The sequence below is a fragment of the Pseudarthrobacter adonitolis genome (assembly GCF_055412845.1).
Map to the genome: position 1 here is coordinate 39680 of NZ_JBVAYW010000007.1, position 15114 is coordinate 54793.

Genomic DNA, 15114 nt, shown 5'->3' on the forward strand with positions numbered 1-15114 from the left:
CCGCAGCTTTGAACTAGGTAGTCTTTTTGCTGGCCGGCTTCGGAGCTGCCTTGGGGGCAGGCCTTGCAGCAGGCTTCGGCGCTGCCGGCCGGGCTACCGGCTTGGGCATCGGCACCGGCGGCCGAGGAGCGGCTGGGGCGGCCGGAGCCGGAGCAGCTGCTTCGGCGGCCTTGGCAGCGGCAGGAGCCTTGACCGGCGCCGGAGCTGCCTTGGGAGCCTCACGCTTGGAAGCAGCGGCCTTCGGGGCAGCCTGCTTGGGCGCCTCCTGGGCGGCGGCTTCCTTGACGGGAGCTGCCTTCGCGGCGGTTTCCTTTGCAGGAGCTTCCTTCGCGGCAGCTTCCTTTATGGGAGCCGCCTCTGCCGGAGCTTCCTTGACGGGGGCTTCGACTTCCGGAGCGGCTTCAACAGGCGCCTCAGGTGCTTCAGACTGTACCGGAGCTTCAGTTTCCGGCTCGGTGGTGATGGCGAAACCTTCCGGAAGAAGATCAGCCAGCGACTGCGTCAGCGGTGCCTGGTCGTCGCCGGAGACGTCGATGCGGCCGCCGCCCGTAGCCTTCGCTTCGTTCTCCGCCTTGGCGTCTGCACGCTGCGATGCGCGGCGTGCCTCAGCCTTGGCTTCGGCCTTGTTCTTCAGCGGGCCCACAACCATCACCATGTTGCGGCCATCGATACGGGGGCTGGACTCAACAACGCCCACTTCGGCGACGTCGTCAGCGAAGCGCTGAAGCAGGCGAATGCCCATTTCCGGACGCTGCTGCTCACGGCCGCGGAACTGGATCATGGCCTTGACCTTGTCACCGGCACCGAGGAAGCGCAGTGCATGGCCGCGCTTGGTCTCGTAGTCGTGGGTGTCAATCTTGAGGCGGAAGCGGATTTCCTTCAGAACAGTGTTGGTCTGGTTCTTCCGTGCTTCACGTGCCTTGACGGCGGCCTCGTACTTGTACTTGCCGAAGTCCATCAGCTTGCACACCGGAGGCTTGGCCTGAGGTGCAACTTCAACGAGATCAAGATCAGACTCGGCAGCCAAACGCAGGGCATCGTCAATACGGACGATTCCTACTTGTTCGCCTGCAGGGCCGACCAGCCGCACCTCGGGGACGCGGATACGCTCATTGATTCTTGGCTCGCTAATGTTAAAACTCCTGTGATTGATGTGGTATTCCACCGGCAAATAGAGAAGGCCCCCAATTGCCGGAGCAATCGAAGGCCTCGATGATCGGATGCACGGTCCTCAGTAGAGGCAGTGCGCACTTCCCCAGGCTCAACGCCTGAAAGAACTGTCCGACCGGTACCCGGCAACCTTTGGTTCCTCAGGAATTACTTCCGGCGGGAAAACGGCTGACGCGGGTGGGAGAGAACTCCGCTTGCAAACTGCATGTCATTCTACAGAAAAAATCCCGCCCAACGCAGCTAGGCGTTAATGGGACCTTCCACAACAAAATAACGACATCCAGTCGGTCTGTGACAAGCTTACCAGTATGAGCACCCCAGACAGTAATTCACACGTTTTCGAGGCCCCGGATGCCAAGGCTGACGTGACCCAGCAAATCCGCGACATCTCGGAGGTGCCGGCCATCGAGGTCATCACTACCGCCGCAGTGCACCTGATGAGCGCAGCCGCGGTCAAGCTGGGCCTCGCCGCCGAGGACAATGCCGAGGAACTCAAGGACCTGGACGAGGCCCGCAAGCTCATCACCGCCCTTGCCGGGCTGGTGACCTCAGCGGCGCCCGAAATCGGATCCCAGCACGCCGGCCCGTTGCGAGACGGCCTGCGTTCCCTGCAGCTCGCGTTCCGCGAGGAGTCCATCATTCCGGACGCTCCGGGCAAGGGCCCGGGCGAGAAGTACACCGGCGCCGTTAACTAGACCCAACCAGCAAACTTCATAAAGTACGACGACGGCGGCGGACGGTCCACACGGACCTACCGCCGCCGCCGTCGTTCAGGCACCGGCACGCCTGGCCGCGCGTCTCATCGATTGCTCCCTAGCCGCCGTTTTGAGGGCCCAAAGGACGGCTATGGAGCCATCGATGGGAAGGATCGGCGTCAGACGGCGGCGCGGCGGCGTCGGTGGGCCTGAAGCAGCAGTCCCACCACGCAGAGCAGAACGCCGGCAACGCCCACGGAGACAAACCCGCCGGATGACCCCATCCCGTCGATGAAAATCCCGGCAAGTGGTGCCCCGAGCGCCACGCCGGCAGTCAGCGCAGAACCGTACCAGCCCATTGCCTCGCCGCGGCGGTCCTCCGCCACCAGGTCTGCCACCTGTTCAGAGGCGGCCGACAGGACGGGGGCGCACAAAAGGCCCGGAAGGATCGAGGCAAAGGCCAAGGTCCAGGTGTCCTGGGCGAAGCCCATCGGGATGGTCAGGGCTGCCATGCCCAGGAGCAGGAGGATCGGCGAGACTGGACGGTGCATGGCCCCGTACACCAGCCCACCGACCACCGATGCGGCGCACCAAAAGAGGAACACAATGCCGATTTCGGCTTGGTGGCCGCCAGTTTCCAAGGCAGCAACAATGCCAACGTCGGTGCCGCTCAGCACCATGCCGGTTCCAGCCGCCACGGCGAAGACGGCCGCGACAGTGGCCGTGAACCAGGTGAAGTTGTGGGCCACCTTGCCGCGCAGCCCCGCCGGCCCGCTTCCGACGCGTTCGGCCCGGGCCGGGACGAGGTCTGCCGCCGCTTCCTGGAGGTGGGCCGGCGCGGCGGAAACCACAGCCACTTCCGCGGCATGGCGCTGGTCCGCCTCGCTTTCCTCAGTCTGCGTGGCACTTCGAGTGGGCGGGTTAAACCAGATGAGGAACAACCCCGCCAGTGATGTTGAAACACCCACCACCGTGAGTCCCAGAACGGTGAAACCGCTGGTGGCCACAACGGCTCCGGCAGCAGGCCCGATCATAAACACCATCTCCGTGGCGATCGAGTCCAACGCAAAGGCGGTCCGCCGCTGGTCGCCGTCCGCGAGGACGCCCAGGGACTGGCGAATCACACTGAAGATCGGCAACGTCAGCAGGCCGCCGACGAACACCAGCGGAAGCAGCCACTGGTAGGACACGTGCGGCACCACGGACCAGATGAGGGCCTCCGACACCACTGACGGAATCAGAGCCCGGCGCAGGCCAACAGTGTCCACACGCCGGCCGCGCCACGGTGCGCCAACTGCAATGCCGATGGTCATAACAGCCGCCGCGGCACCGGCGGCGGCGTAGCCCTGGTCCAGGGTCAGGACGATGTGCAGGGTCAGCAGCATGCCTGCCGCCGAGTGGGGAATGCGGGCAATCATGCCGACCAGCAGCAACCGCCGGATGGGCCGGACGGCCAGCAGCTCCCGGTAAAGAGCGAAGTTCACGGAAAATCCTTTGGGTCTGCCCACGGCAGCCCGGGATCTCCGCGCCAACCGTTAGCTACTGTGCTGCGCGCCGCAACTTGATCTCGATCGAGTCAACACGCTCTCCAAACAATACATTCCGGGACCATGCCTGTTGGAGCCCGGACACCAGGTCCTGGACTGCCGGGGCGTCCAGACCATCCTCAAGGTGGAGGAGCACCTGCAGTTCCGGTCCGGCACCGCCCCCAGTGAGCGTGGCACCCGTACCAGTGAGGGCGGCGACGCCGGAACCCGGGAGGAGGGCAAGCTGGCGTACCGCCGGGAATGCGGCCGTTGCCTCAGCCATCTCGGCTGCCAACACTGCATCAGCGTAGGAAGGGATCCAGTCCTGTTGCTGGGCCAGTGCCCAGACGGCGGGTCGCCGGACCACAAACGTGACCTCCGAGCCCGGATCGAGCACCAGCAGTTCGGCCCCCTCGGCCACGGCTGAAAGGGCAGCCCGGGCAGCGTACACCGCCACCGGCCGGGCTTCGGGGTGCCAGGCGGCCAAGGCATCCGCCGAGGTGAAGGCCGGCATGGCCGTCCGGCCGTCGGCTGCCCTCAGGGTGACCAGCGCCATGTCCGCCTGCTTGTCCGCCGTCAGGCCGTCGACGCCTGCCGCTTCCTCGCCAAGCTGCGCGATGATCGGGATAAACACGCGGGCGGTGGCCAGCGAGGCCACCACAGCCGCTTCGTCGCCGGCGCCTTCAACCAAAGCCGTGACGGCGGCGAGGTAACCGGCGTCAGCCGTTCCGTCGTCGTCCTCGAAGTTGTGGATCCTGCCGTCGTCCCCTGCAAGGCTCCGGCCTTCCCACGGCTGGCCGGCCGAGTCAGTACGGCCGCCCGCGCCCGCCAGTGCCGCGGCAATGTGTCCGGGCAGATGGCGCGGCGCCGGGGATTCCGCAGCCGTATCGGCGTTGTGCGTGCTGTCCACGGAAACTGCTCAGCGGCGTCCGGCGACGTCGAGGGCTTCGGGGAGCGTGAAGGCACCGGCGTACAGCGCCTTGCCCACGATTGCGCCTTCCACGCCCAGCGGCACCAGGGAGCGCAGCACTTTCAAGTCGTCCAGGCTGGAGATGCCACCGGAGGCCACCACCGGCTTGCCGGTCTTCTCCACCATCTGGCGCAGGAGTTCAACGTTGGGACCCTGCAGCGTGCCGTCTTTCGTGACGTCCGTGACAACATACCGCGAGCACCCGGCCTCTTCGAGCCGGCCCAGGACCTCCCAGAGGTCGCCGCCTTCTTTCGTCCAGCCGCGGCCTGCCAGCGTGGTTCCGCGGACGTCGAGGCCGACGGCGATCCTGTCGCCGAAGCGGTCGATGGCACTGCGGGTCCACTCGGGGTTTTCCAGCGCAGCCGTGCCGAGGTTGACGCGGGCCACGCCGAGGGCCAGCGCCGCCTCGAGGGATTCGTCGTCCCGGAGTCCGCCGGAGAGCTCCACCTTGATGTCCAGCCGGCCCACCACTTCACGGAGCAGCTCGGCGTTCGAGCCGCGGCCGAACGCGGCGTCAAGGTCCACCAGGTGCACCCATTCGGCGCCCTGCTCCTGCCAGTTGAGGGCCGCCTCCAGCGGCGTGCCGTAGCTCGTCTCGCTGCCGGCCTCTCCCTGGACCAGCCGCACGGCCTGTCCGTTTACGACGTCGACGGCGGGCAGCAGTTCAAGAACCGGCAGATCGGTTGCGGTGGTCATCTCAAATCCTCTTGGGTGTTGGGTTGCTCGTGGAAGCGGAACGGGTGAATGCTTGGGGCTAGTTTCCAGGAAGCGTCAGCAGGTAGGCGGCCAGCAGCGCCATACCGGCCAGGACATAGAAGCCCACCTGGGTCCACAGCGGTTTGTGCTGCTGCCTGAAGGACAGGGCGCCGCCCACCAGGACACCGGCCAGGCCCATCAGGACAATCGACCACATCTAGGCGGCGTCCGTGGCAGCTGGCCTGCGAAGGCCGTCTACCCAGTTGCGCAGCAGCCGTGCACCGGCGTCGCCGGATTTTTCGGGGTGGAACTGGGTAGCGCAAAGCGGCCCGTTCTCCACAGCGGCGATAAAGCGGGCGCCGTGCTCTGACCAGGTCACCAGCGGCGCAGTCATCCGCGGCTGGATCACGTCGAAGTTCCATGCTTGGACACCATAGGAGTGAACGAAGTAGAACCGCTGGTCCGCGACCCCGGCGAAGAGCTTGGATCCTTCCGGTACGTCCACGGTGTTCCAGCCCATGTGCGGCACCACCTCTGCGGGAAGCAGCTCCACCTTGCCAGGCCACTCCCCCATGCCTTCGGCTTCTGTCCCGTGCTCTACCCCGGCTTCGAACAGGACCTGCAGGCCGACGCAGATTGCCAGGACCGGCCTGCCCCCGGCCACTCGCCTGCCGATCAGCCGGATGCCGTCCACGGCCTTGAGCTCGCGCATAACAGTCTCGAAGGCGCCGACGCCGGGTACTACCAGGCCATCGGCATTAAGCACTTCCTCAGGTTTGGAGCTGAGGATGACCTCGGCCCCGGCCCGCTCAAGGGCGCGCACGGCGGAGCGGACGTTCCCGGAACCATAGTCCAGGACTGTGACCGTCGGCTTGCCTTCGGGCGATACGGGCTTCTTACCAGCGGCCGGATCGATGACGGCGCCGTCCCGGAGAATTTGACCGCTCACAAGGCACCCTTCGTGGACGGAATCCCCTCAACGCGGGGATCGGGTTCGACCGCAGCACGCAGGGCCCGGGCGAACGCCTTGAATTGCGCTTCCACGATGTGGTGCGGGTCGCGTCCCGCGATGACGTTCATGTGGAGGCAGATGCCGGCATGAAGTGTGATGGCCTCAAAGACGTGGCGGGTCAGTGACCCGGTGAAGTGGCCGCCGATCAGGTGGTACTCCTGCCCGGCAGGCTCGCCGCCGTGCACCAGGTAGGGGCGGCCGGAGACGTCGACGACAGCGTGCGCCAGTGCTTCGTCGAGGGGCACCGTGGCCTCACCGAACCTGCGGATCCCGGCCTTGTTGCCCAGGGCGGTACGCAGGACCTCGCCGAATGTGATAGCTACGTCCTCCACCGTGTGGTGGACGTCAATGTGGGTGTCACCGATGGCCTTGACCGTCATGTCAATGAGTGAGTGCTTGCACAGCGCCGTCAGCATGTGGTCGTAGAACGGGACAGTCGTATCGATGTCCGATACGCCCGTGCCGTCAAGGTTGATCTCCACGAGCACTGACGATTCACTGGTGGCACGCTCCATGCGTGCGGTCCGGGGCTCGGCTGCGTTCGATCCGGTGGAACTCATGGTCATATGTCCTTTAAGCGAAGTCAGTAGTGCGTCAGCGAAGGAGATGTGCCGGCGCGCGGCGGCGCCGATACTTCAAGTTTAGGCGGGCAGCTTGGCCTGGCTGGCCAGGATGCGTTCCAGCGACGTCAGGAACGCTGTGGTCTCCGTCTCAGTGCCCGCAGTGACACGCAGGTGGCCGGGGATGCCGACGTCGCGGATCAGCACGCCATCGTCCAGCAACTGCTGCCAGACATCATGCGGGTTATCCAGGCCGCCGAAGAAGACATAGTTCGAATCCGAGGCAGCAGGCTTGAGGCCCATGCGGGTCAGCTCCGACACGATGCGGTCGCGCTGCTCCTTGATGTCCTCGACGTCGGCCATCAGGGCCGTGCGGTGCTGGAGGGCGGCGAGGGCCGTTGCCTGGGTGATGGCCGAAAGGTGGTACGGCAGCCTGACCAGGCGGAGCGCGTCCGTGACTTCAGGGGCGGCGGCCATATAGCCCAGGCGAGCACCCGCGAGGGCGAAGGCTTTGCTCATGGTGCGGGACACGATGAGGCGTTCCCGGCCGGGCAGCAAGGTAAGGGCGCTGGGCGTTCCATCGTGGGCGAACTCGTGGTACGCCTCGTCAACGATCACGATGGCTTGGCTGGCTTCGCCGGCCGCGTACACGGCCTGCACAACGTCCAGGCCAAGTCCCGTGCCGGTGGGGTTGTTCGGTGAGCACAGGAAAACGATATTGGGCTGAAGCTCTTTGACCTGCAATGCGGCCGATTCGGCGCTGAGCCCGTAATCATCGGCCCGCCGGCCGACGATGTACCCGGTGTCCGTGCCGCTGGCCAGGAGTGGGTACATGGAATACGTGGGCGGGAATCCCAGGGCCGTGCGCCCGGGTCCGCCGAAAGCCTGGAGAATCTGCTGGAGGACCTCGTTGGACCCGTTGGCCGCCCAGATGTTGGTGGCATCAAGACCGTGGCCGAGATATTCGGCCAGCGCTTCCCGGAGTTCGGTGAACTCACGATCCGGGTAGCGGTTGAGGCCTGCCGCGGCTTCCGTCACGGCCACGCTGATCGCGGCCCGTACGTCCGCCGGGACGCCATGGGTGTTTTCGTTGACGTTAAGCAGGATAGGTACGTCCAACTGCGGGGCACCGTACGGGGTCAGTCCGCGGAGGTTGGACCGGAGGGGAAGTCTGTTCAGACGCTCTAGCTGGTCATTCACCTGAACAGTTTAGGTCCGAAGCAGACGGCCTGAAAATGTGACGGCCTGCGGCGGCACGCTCCCGAGCCTTGAGGCTCCTTACTTGGTGGGCACGAAGAGCTGCTGTCCGGGGACAACGCCCCCGGCGGATAGGTTGTTCAACTGAGCAATATCCGCGATGACATCACGGGGATCACGCTCGGGCGCCACGGTACCGGCGATGGCCCAAAGAGACTGTCCGGCCTGCACTGTGACCAAGACTGTTGGCGTCAACGACAGGTCGGCGGCAGAATCGGCCGCCTTAGCCGGGGCATTGAGGAAACCTGCCAGCGAAAGCAGGATTGCGGCGAGGATCACCAGCGGGATGCCAATGAGGACAATCCGACCCCTGCGGGTCAGGCGCAGCGGCGGCAAGGATTCCCCACGCTGTCTGGGCGCCAAACCTGAGGTCGACACGGGTGCGGACCACTGCCGCGAGGTGAGGTCCTGCACGGAAATGAGTTGCGGACGCGAGTCCTGCGAAGCAGATATAGCTGACATGAAATGAGCCCTCCTGGACCATACTGTGCTGCCCGGCGCGCCCTCCGCGTCCACTTGCCGGTGCCGGCCTGGGCCGTCCATAGATTCGAATATTCGAATCCGCAAGCAACGAGTAGAACACATGTTCGAACTTTGCTTCTTCATTTTTAGCACCTATCAACGAATATTGTCGAGACTCGCTAGAACAAATGTTTGAAAAAGCACTGTGGCTGGCCTACGTTTGAATCAAAGAACAACCATCTCTGTAGTTGATCAGCAGGGTCTGACAATCAACTCCGACAACAGCCCGGGGCGTTCCAGGCACCAGTGGCCATAGCGGATCCGGGCAACTGAAAGGCATTGGCGAACATGGCAGCACCAGCCGCCGAGGGCAAGGCGACACCGCAGCGCCGCCAGCCCCAACGGACCCCCAAGGGGCTCACCGCCCGCCAAAAGAAGATCCTAGAAACCATCCAGCGCTCGGTGAATGACAACGGCTATCCGCCATCCATGCGAGAAATCGGCGACACCGTGGGCCTCGCGAGTTTGTCCAGCGTGACCCACCAGCTGTCGCAGTTGGAGAAGCTGGGTTACCTCCGCCGGGACCCCAAGCGTCCGCGCGCCATGGAAGTCCTGATGCCCCTGACGCTGGACGGCGGGTCGGCCAGAACCAACGGGACAACCAAGCCCTCAGTCCTGCACGGCATCGGCGGAACGGTTACCGAACTTCCCACTGCCATGGACACCGCCATGGTGCCGCTGGTGGGCCGGATCGCCGCCGGCGGGCCCATCCTTGCTGATCAAGTGGTGGAAGACGTGATGCCCCTGCCCCGGCAGCTCGTGGGCCAGGGTGAGCTGTTCATGCTGCGCGTGGCCGGCGATTCCATGGTGGACGCGGCCATCTGCGACGGCGACTGGGTAGTGGTCCGCCGGCAGGCCGACGCCGCCAATGGCGATATTGTCGCGGCCCTGCTGGACGATGAAGCCACCGTGAAGACGTTCCGCCAGCGCGATGGCCACACGTGGCTGTTGCCGCAGAACACCCAGTACGAGCCCATCCTGGGCGATCACGCCACGATCATGGGCAAGGTCGTCTCGGTCCTGCGGTCACTCTAGGACGCATGCGGGCCCTACACGCCCTGGCTAGGACAGGCCCGGCTTTGGGACCCGTGCAGGGTCCGCGCTCAGTCAGGCGCCCTTCCCGGCCAGCCTTTCCAGGGCTGCAAACGCTGTCTTACGGTCGGTGGTGGGCCAGAACGGCGGCAGCGCGGCGCGGAGGAATCCGGCGTAGCGCTCGGTGGCAAGCCGGGAATCAAGCACGGCCACCACGCCTTTGTCTCCGGTGGATCGGATCAGCCGGCCCGCACCCTGGGCCAGGCGGATGGCAGCATGCGTCGCCGAGACCGCCATAAAGCCGTTTCCGCCGGCCTGCGCAACGGCGCGGGACCGTGCGGTCATCAGCGGATCGTCCGGGCGCGGGAACGGAATGCGGTCGATCACCACGAGCCGGCATGATCCGCCCGGAACATCAACACCCTGCCACAGGGACATGGTTCCGAACAGGCAGGTATCGGGCTCGTCCGCGAACTGCTTCACGAGAGCCGTCATGGTGGAGTCGCCCTGACAGAGAATGCTGAGGCCGAGCCGGGGACGCATCGCCTCAGCGGCCTCCTCGGCGGCACGGCGCGACGAAAAGAGACACAGGGCGCCGCCGCCCGATGCCCGGATCAGCGCCTCAAGTTCATCGAGCGCCTCCGGCGACGCCCCGCGGCCTGGCTTGGGGAGGTGCCCTGCGACGTAAAGGATCCCCTGCTTGGGATAATCAAAGGGCGATCCGACGTCGATCCCGGTCCAGCTCGGCGCACCCTCCCCCACCAGCCCCAAGCCTCCGGCGGCCGGTTCAAAGGCTGAGCCGATGGCAAGCGTTGCCGAGGTCAGCACCACGGTGTGGCCGGCGAAAAGCCCTTCGCGGAGCTTGCCGGCAACGCTAAGCGGCGCGATGTTGACCAGGGCCGGCGCGGACTCGTCGGGCTGCGCATAGCCCTGTTGCGGATCGAAGGAACTTGCGCGGGAAAACCACACCACTTCACGGTTTTCACGGGCCACAATCAGCCGTTCACACAGTTCGAGGATCAGCATCAGGCGGGACCGCGCGAGCTGCCGCCCGCCATCGGCCGTTTGGCTGCCGTCGCCCTTGGAATCGGACAGGGCAGCCCGGCAGGCCTCACGCAACTGGTCCACGCAGTCCAACTGTTCGTCGTTGAGGCCGTTGGGGAGCAGCCCGTTGGGCACCCCGGCCAGGGCGAGTTCCATGTTGGCGGCAGCTGCGTTGAGGGCATCCACCGTGATGGCCGTGTGTTTCCGCGCGCCCGACGCCGCAGCATGCACCATTGCCACGGAGAGTTGCCCCGACACCGCACCGGTGACCCGGTCCTGCAGTTCGTGGGCCTCGTCCACCACCACAACGTCGTATTCGGGAAGCACTGCGAGGCCTTCAAAGGCGCTGACGGCGAGCATGGCATGGTTGGTGACCACAACGTCGGCCTCGGCGGCGTCGTGGCGCGCCAGTTCGCTGAAGCATTCGGCCGCCATGGGGCATTTCTGGGCCCCCAGGCATTCCATGGACGTAACAGAAACCTGCCGCCAGGCCCGGTCAGTAACACCGGGAAGCAGTTCATCACGGTCGCCCGTGGTGGTCTTTTCCGCCCACTCGCGCAGTCGCACCACTTCCTTCCCCAGCTGGGACGACGGCCCGCCCATGGCAGCGGCGAAGTGCGGGACGCTGGTGTCTTCGCCGAGGGAGAACAGCTGACCCTCGGAGGGTTCCTCGGAGGGGAACCCGCCTTCGAGCTTGTGCTGGCACACGTAGTTGGAGCGGCCCTTGACCAGGGCCACCTTGACCGGGCGGTCCAGGGCAGGGGTGATGGTCTTCAACAGGCGGGGAAGGTCGCGTCCCACAATTTGGGTCTGCAGGGCCAGCGTGGCTGTGGACACCAGGGTGGGCTTGTTGCTCACGAGCGAGTGCGCAATGAGCGGAATCAGGTAGGCCAGCGACTTTCCGGTCCCTGTTCCGGCCTGAACCAGGAGGTGGTCGCCGGTTTCGATGGCCTTGGCCACCTGCCTGGCCATCTCGTGCTGCCCACTGCGGCTTTGACCGCCCATTCCGGCGACGGCGCGGTCGAGCAATTCGATCACGAACTGCTCGCCGGCCGTACCTTTGACTTCCCCCGCCGCAACCTCAGTCATGGTTGATGAAGGATTCCAGTTCAGCCGCAAGGCCCTCACGCACCATCACCACAGCGCGGGTACCGTGCTCGCCGTGCTCCAGGCTCAGGATCTCGGCATCGGTCTCGTGCAGTTTGCTGATCAGGTCACCGCGGTCGTAAGGAATGAGGAGTTCCAGCTTCACGCCCGGCCGCGGAATCCCTTCACTGATGGCGTGCAGCAGTTCGGTGATCCCCTGGCCTGTGCGGGCCGAGACCACCACGTGATGCGGCTCGCGCTGCTTGAGGCGCTCCACCACATACGGATCTGCGGCATCGGCCTTGTTCAGGACAATGATCTCGGGCACCTTGCGGGCATCCACTTCACTGAAGACCTTGCGGACGGCAGCAATCTGGCCCTCGGGGTCCGGATGGGACACGTCCACCACGTGCAGGATCAGATCCGCGTCAGCCACTTCCTCCAACGTGGAGCGGAAAGCCTCCACCAGCTGGGTGGGCAGTGAACGGACAAAACCCACGGTGTCCGCCAGGGTGTACCCGAGGCCATCGGAGGTCTCGGCCTTTCGCACGGTGGGATCCAGGGTGGCGAAGAGTGCGTTCTCCACCAGCACGCCGGCGTCGGTCAGCCTGTTCAGCAACGACGACTTCCCGGCGTTGGTGTACCCGGCGATCGCAACAGACGGCACTGAATTACGACGGCGGTTGGCCCGCTTGGTTTCCCGTGCCGGCTTCATCGCCGCGATCTCCCGTCGTAGCTTGGCCATGCGGGTGCGGATCCGGCGCCGGTCCAGTTCGATTTTCGTTTCACCGGGTCCGCGCGAACCCATGCCGGCGCCCGCGCCGCCCACCTGGCCACCGGCCTGGCGTGACATCGATTCACCCCAGCCACGCAGGCGTGGCAGCAGGTACTCAAGCTGCGCCAGCTCGACTTGGGCCTTGCCTTCACGGCTCTTGGCGTGCTGGGCGAAGATGTCAAGGATCAGGGCCGTACGGTCAATGACTTTGACCTTGACAATGTCCTCAAGGCTGCGGCGCTGGGACGGTGCCAGCTCGGCATCCACCACAACGGTGTCAGCCCCCGTGGCCATCACGATTTCCTTGAGCTCAAGGGCCTTTCCGGAACCCAGGAACGTGCCCGGGTCCGGTTTGGCACGGCGCTGCACCATCCCGTCCAGGACTTCCGAGCCTGCTGTTTCGGCAAGGGCGGCGAGTTCACGCAGGGAATTTTCCGCGTCCGCCAAGGTGCCTTCGGACCATAGCCCGGCCAGGACCACACGTTCGAGCCGCAGCTGCCGGTATTCGACTTCGGTGACATCTTCGAGTTCGGTGGACAGGCCGGCCACGCGCCGCAGTGCCCGGCGTTCCTCCCGGTCCTGCTGGTCGCCGTCATAGCTGGTGTGTTCGTCGTCCAAGCGGGAAATCGCCTGAGCCCTGCCGAACACGGCCTTGTCACCGTCTGCGGCGGTGACGTTCCTGGCCGGTACGTCCTTGGCGAGAATTCGGTCGATGACAGCTTGGATCTCCTCGGGACTCATGTCCTGGGCTGCTGGATCGGAACCGGTGTTGGGCTGGCTGGTCATGGTCTCCTTTGAAGATTCGGCATTTTCAGAATAGTGCCGATCGTTGGTCAGTGGTGAAGTATTCGCGCTGGGCTGACGGTTTGCAGTCATCCGGGCCTCCTGGTCTGCTGCGCGCGCCGGTCAGGACCGTGGCGCGCAGGGAATCTTCGCATCCGGGAGATGCGTGGAGTGGTGGAAAGCACGGGCGAAACAGCAAGCAACCGGCAGCGGCAGATCGCTCGAGTATTGCCCGGCGGCATAACAGATACGAAAGACCTGTTAGGTGGCGCACTTGCGGAAGGTTAATACCTGCATCGCTGCGGGGCACGGCTTCGGGACAGGCGGCGTCGGAAGGGACCGCGGCCGTGCCGGCTACTCGAAGATCAGGAACATGGGTTCAAGATTAGCAGAAGCGGTGGCCGCGGTTTCGCATTGTCCACCCCGGCCAACTAATCTGGCCAGTTATGGAGTCCGCACACTATTTCAGCGCATCGCCCGCCGGGCCGTTCACCCGCAAGCCGCTCACAGTGGAACTGACCGGCGAGACGCGCACGCTGCAGACGTCCGGCGGCATCTTCAGCCCCGACGGCATCGACAAGGGGACGGCGGTGCTCCTGGCTGAAGTCCCGGCTCCGGACCCCACAGGCAACCTCCTTGACATCGGCTGCGGCTGGGGGCCCATTGCCCTGACCCTCGCATTGCGGGCGCCGCATGCCAAGGTGTACGCCGTGGATGTCAATGAACGCTGCATCACGCTGACCAATGAGAATGCGGCCCTGCTGGGCCTGGCCAACGTGCTGGCTAGCACGCCTGAGGCGGTGGACGCGGAACTGCGTTTTGACACGATCTGGTCCAATCCGCCCATCCGGATCGGCAAGGATGAACTCCACAGCCTCCTGAAGATGTGGCTGCCCCGGCTGGCACCGGGCGGCTCCGCGTGGCTGGTGGTCCAAAAGAACCTGGGCTCGGATTCGCTTCAGCGCTGGCTGTCGACGGAGCTGGATGCATCGTTCGCCGTCAGCCGGGAGTCCACGTCCAAGTCCTTCCGGATCCTTCGGGTCAGGAAAGCGTCCCAGTAGCAACAATCTCGGCGGGCCCGCTGAGCTCGACGTGCTCGTGCCCACCCGCCCCGGCGAAGAACTTGACCCCGACGACGCCGCCCGGCACGTTGACCTGCCAGGAGTCCGGCGCTTCCGCCCCTGCCCAGTGCCGGATGGCCACGGCGGCGGCGCACGCGCCTGTTCCGCAGGACTGCGTTTCGCCCACGCCGCGCTCATGGACGCGCATGGTGATTGTGCCGATCCCGTTGTGGACCAGCGGTTCAGAAGGCACGACGAATTCAACGTTGGTTCCATTGGCGGGAACCGGATCGACCTGCGGAGCCGTGTAGAGCCTGGTGGCTTCCAGTTCGGACAGTTCCGCCAGTGCCACCACGGTGTGCGGGTTGCCCATGCTGACTGACAAGGCCGGGCGGGGCACTTCGAGGCCGTCCGCGGATACCAGCGAATCCATGGCTTTGGCGGTCGCGTCGCCGGGGAAAATGAATTCCCACCTCCCCATGTCCACCGCGTAGCTGTCCCCTGTCCGGACCACGGTCTTAACGCCCCCGCGCGTCCCGATGGTGAGCGCGCCGCCGTCGGGCAGGTCTACCAGGCCCTCGGCATGCAGGAAGTGCACAAAAACGCGGACCCCATTGCCGCACATTTCCGACAGGGACCCGTTGCCGTTGCGGTAGTCCATGAACCATTCGGCCTCGGGGCTGCTCAGCAGCAGCTCGCGGCCTTCGGAGAGATACCGGGAGGGGACGGCCCGGATCAGGCCGTCGCCGCCGATCCCGCGGTGACGGTCGCAGAGAGCGGCTACCTGGTCGGCGTCAATGGTGTGGATGCCGTCGGGATCTGCGATCAGCACAAAGTCGTTGCCAGTGCCGTGGCCCTTGGAGAAGCGGAGTCCGCCCAAAGTACGGAAGGCGGGCTCTGTGGTCTCTGCGGGAGTTGCGTCCAT

At 65.3% G+C, this 15114-nt stretch carries 15 protein-coding genes; 3 read left to right on the top strand and 12 right to left on the bottom strand.

What is annotated here, in order from left to right:
- Positions 1-13: 13 nt before the first annotated feature.
- A complete protein-coding gene (gene infC / locus ACZYZ4_RS09675) occupies positions 14-1090 on the bottom strand; it encodes a translation initiation factor IF-3 (protein WP_463860327.1) in 1077 nt (358 codons plus the stop codon).
- 388 nt (positions 1091-1478) lie between these two features.
- Here infC and ACZYZ4_RS09680 point away from each other — a divergent pair, with 388 nt between their 5' ends.
- Positions 1479-1865: a DUF1844 domain-containing protein gene (locus ACZYZ4_RS09680; protein ID WP_058929458.1), complete on the top strand. Its 387-nt coding sequence runs from the start codon at positions 1479-1481 to the stop codon at positions 1863-1865.
- Between the two features lie 179 nt (positions 1866-2044).
- Here the strand turns inward: ACZYZ4_RS09680 and ACZYZ4_RS09685 are convergent, their stop codons facing one another.
- From ACZYZ4_RS09685 to ACZYZ4_RS09720, 8 genes are all read right to left on the bottom strand, one after another.
- A complete protein-coding gene (locus ACZYZ4_RS09685; RefSeq protein WP_463860329.1) occupies positions 2045-3349 on the bottom strand; it encodes an MFS transporter in 1305 nt (434 codons plus the stop codon).
- 55 nt (positions 3350-3404) lie between these two features.
- A complete protein-coding gene (locus ACZYZ4_RS09690) occupies positions 3405-4301 on the bottom strand; it encodes an SseB family protein (protein ID WP_463860331.1) in 897 nt (298 codons plus the stop codon).
- Between the two features lie 9 nt (positions 4302-4310).
- Positions 4311-5057, bottom strand: a complete 747-nt coding sequence (gene priA, locus ACZYZ4_RS09695) for a bifunctional 1-(5-phosphoribosyl)-5-((5-phosphoribosylamino)methylideneamino)imidazole-4-carboxamide isomerase/phosphoribosylanthranilate isomerase PriA (protein WP_058929461.1) — start codon at positions 5055-5057, stop codon at positions 4311-4313.
- 58 nt (positions 5058-5115) lie between these two features.
- On the bottom strand, positions 5116-5274 hold the full coding sequence (locus ACZYZ4_RS09700; RefSeq protein ID WP_181577254.1) for a CG2302 family histidine operon protein: 159 nt from the start codon (positions 5272-5274) through the stop codon (positions 5116-5118).
- Positions 5275-6006: an imidazole glycerol phosphate synthase subunit HisH gene (gene hisH, locus ACZYZ4_RS09705; RefSeq protein WP_463860333.1), complete on the bottom strand. Its 732-nt coding sequence runs from the start codon at positions 6004-6006 to the stop codon at positions 5275-5277.
- Positions 6003-6629 (bottom strand): imidazoleglycerol-phosphate dehydratase HisB, encoded by a 627-nt coding sequence (gene hisB, locus ACZYZ4_RS09710; protein ID WP_463860335.1) that lies wholly within the window; start codon positions 6627-6629, stop codon positions 6003-6005. Before hisB ends, hisH begins: the two co-directional genes overlap by 4 nt.
- A gap of 81 nt (positions 6630-6710) precedes the next feature.
- A complete protein-coding gene (locus tag ACZYZ4_RS09715) occupies positions 6711-7829 on the bottom strand; it encodes a histidinol-phosphate transaminase (protein ID WP_463860337.1) in 1119 nt (372 codons plus the stop codon).
- 78 nt (positions 7830-7907) lie between these two features.
- Positions 7908-8348: a LysM peptidoglycan-binding domain-containing protein gene (locus ACZYZ4_RS09720; RefSeq protein WP_463860338.1), complete on the bottom strand. Its 441-nt coding sequence runs from the start codon at positions 8346-8348 to the stop codon at positions 7908-7910.
- A 348-nt stretch (positions 8349-8696) separates the two neighbouring features.
- Here ACZYZ4_RS09720 and lexA point away from each other — a divergent pair, with 348 nt between their 5' ends.
- Positions 8697-9443 (top strand): transcriptional repressor LexA, encoded by a 747-nt coding sequence (gene lexA, locus ACZYZ4_RS09725; protein WP_463860340.1) that lies wholly within the window; start codon positions 8697-8699, stop codon positions 9441-9443.
- Positions 9444-9515: 72 nt separating this feature from the next.
- On the opposite strand, the gene ACZYZ4_RS09730 is transcribed toward lexA, so the two are convergent.
- A complete protein-coding gene (locus ACZYZ4_RS09730) occupies positions 9516-11573 on the bottom strand; it encodes an ATP-dependent DNA helicase (RefSeq protein ID WP_463860342.1) in 2058 nt (685 codons plus the stop codon).
- Positions 11566-13131 carry a GTPase HflX gene (gene hflX / locus ACZYZ4_RS09735; protein ID WP_463860344.1) on the bottom strand — a complete coding sequence of 522 codons (1566 nt, stop codon included), beginning with the start codon at positions 13129-13131 and terminating at the stop codon, positions 11566-11568. The genes ACZYZ4_RS09730 and hflX overlap by 8 nt, the downstream gene beginning before the upstream one ends.
- 443 nt (positions 13132-13574) lie before the next feature.
- Between hflX and ACZYZ4_RS09740 the strand changes: the two genes are divergently transcribed.
- Positions 13575-14189, top strand: a complete 615-nt coding sequence (locus ACZYZ4_RS09740; protein ID WP_463860346.1) for a class I SAM-dependent methyltransferase — start codon at positions 13575-13577, stop codon at positions 14187-14189.
- Here the strand turns inward: ACZYZ4_RS09740 and dapF are convergent.
- Positions 14170-15114 (bottom strand): diaminopimelate epimerase, encoded by a 945-nt coding sequence (dapF, locus tag ACZYZ4_RS09745; protein WP_463860348.1) that lies wholly within the window; start codon positions 15112-15114, stop codon positions 14170-14172. The genes ACZYZ4_RS09740 and dapF overlap by 20 nt on opposite strands.

What these genes read in the sequence shown, in the direction of transcription:
- ACZYZ4_RS09680 (WP_058929458.1), top strand. Translation starts at nt 1,479, where the DNA reads ATGAGCACCCCAGACAGTAATTCACACGTTTTCGAGGCCCCGGATGCC.
- priA (WP_058929461.1), bottom strand. Translation starts at nt 5,057, where the DNA reads ATGACCACCGCAACCGATCTGCCGGTTCTTGAACTGCTGCCCGCCGTC.
- ACZYZ4_RS09700 (WP_181577254.1), bottom strand. Translation starts at nt 5,274, where the DNA reads ATGTGGTCGATTGTCCTGATGGGCCTGGCCGGTGTCCTGGTGGGCGGC.
- hisB (WP_463860335.1), bottom strand. Translation starts at nt 6,629, where the DNA reads ATGAGTTCCACCGGATCGAACGCAGCCGAGCCCCGGACCGCACGCATG.
- ACZYZ4_RS09720 (WP_463860338.1), bottom strand. Translation starts at nt 8,348, where the DNA reads ATGTCAGCTATATCTGCTTCGCAGGACTCGCGTCCGCAACTCATTTCC.
- lexA (WP_463860340.1), top strand. Translation starts at nt 8,697, where the DNA reads ATGGCAGCACCAGCCGCCGAGGGCAAGGCGACACCGCAGCGCCGCCAG.
- ACZYZ4_RS09730 (WP_463860342.1), bottom strand. Translation starts at nt 11,573, where the DNA reads ATGACTGAGGTTGCGGCGGGGGAAGTCAAAGGTACGGCCGGCGAGCAG.
- hflX (WP_463860344.1), bottom strand. Translation starts at nt 13,131, where the DNA reads ATGACCAGCCAGCCCAACACCGGTTCCGATCCAGCAGCCCAGGACATG.
- ACZYZ4_RS09740 (WP_463860346.1), top strand. Translation starts at nt 13,575, where the DNA reads ATGGAGTCCGCACACTATTTCAGCGCATCGCCCGCCGGGCCGTTCACC.
- dapF (WP_463860348.1), bottom strand. Translation starts at nt 15,114, where the DNA reads ATGGACGCAACTCCCGCAGAGACCACAGAGCCCGCCTTCCGTACTTTG.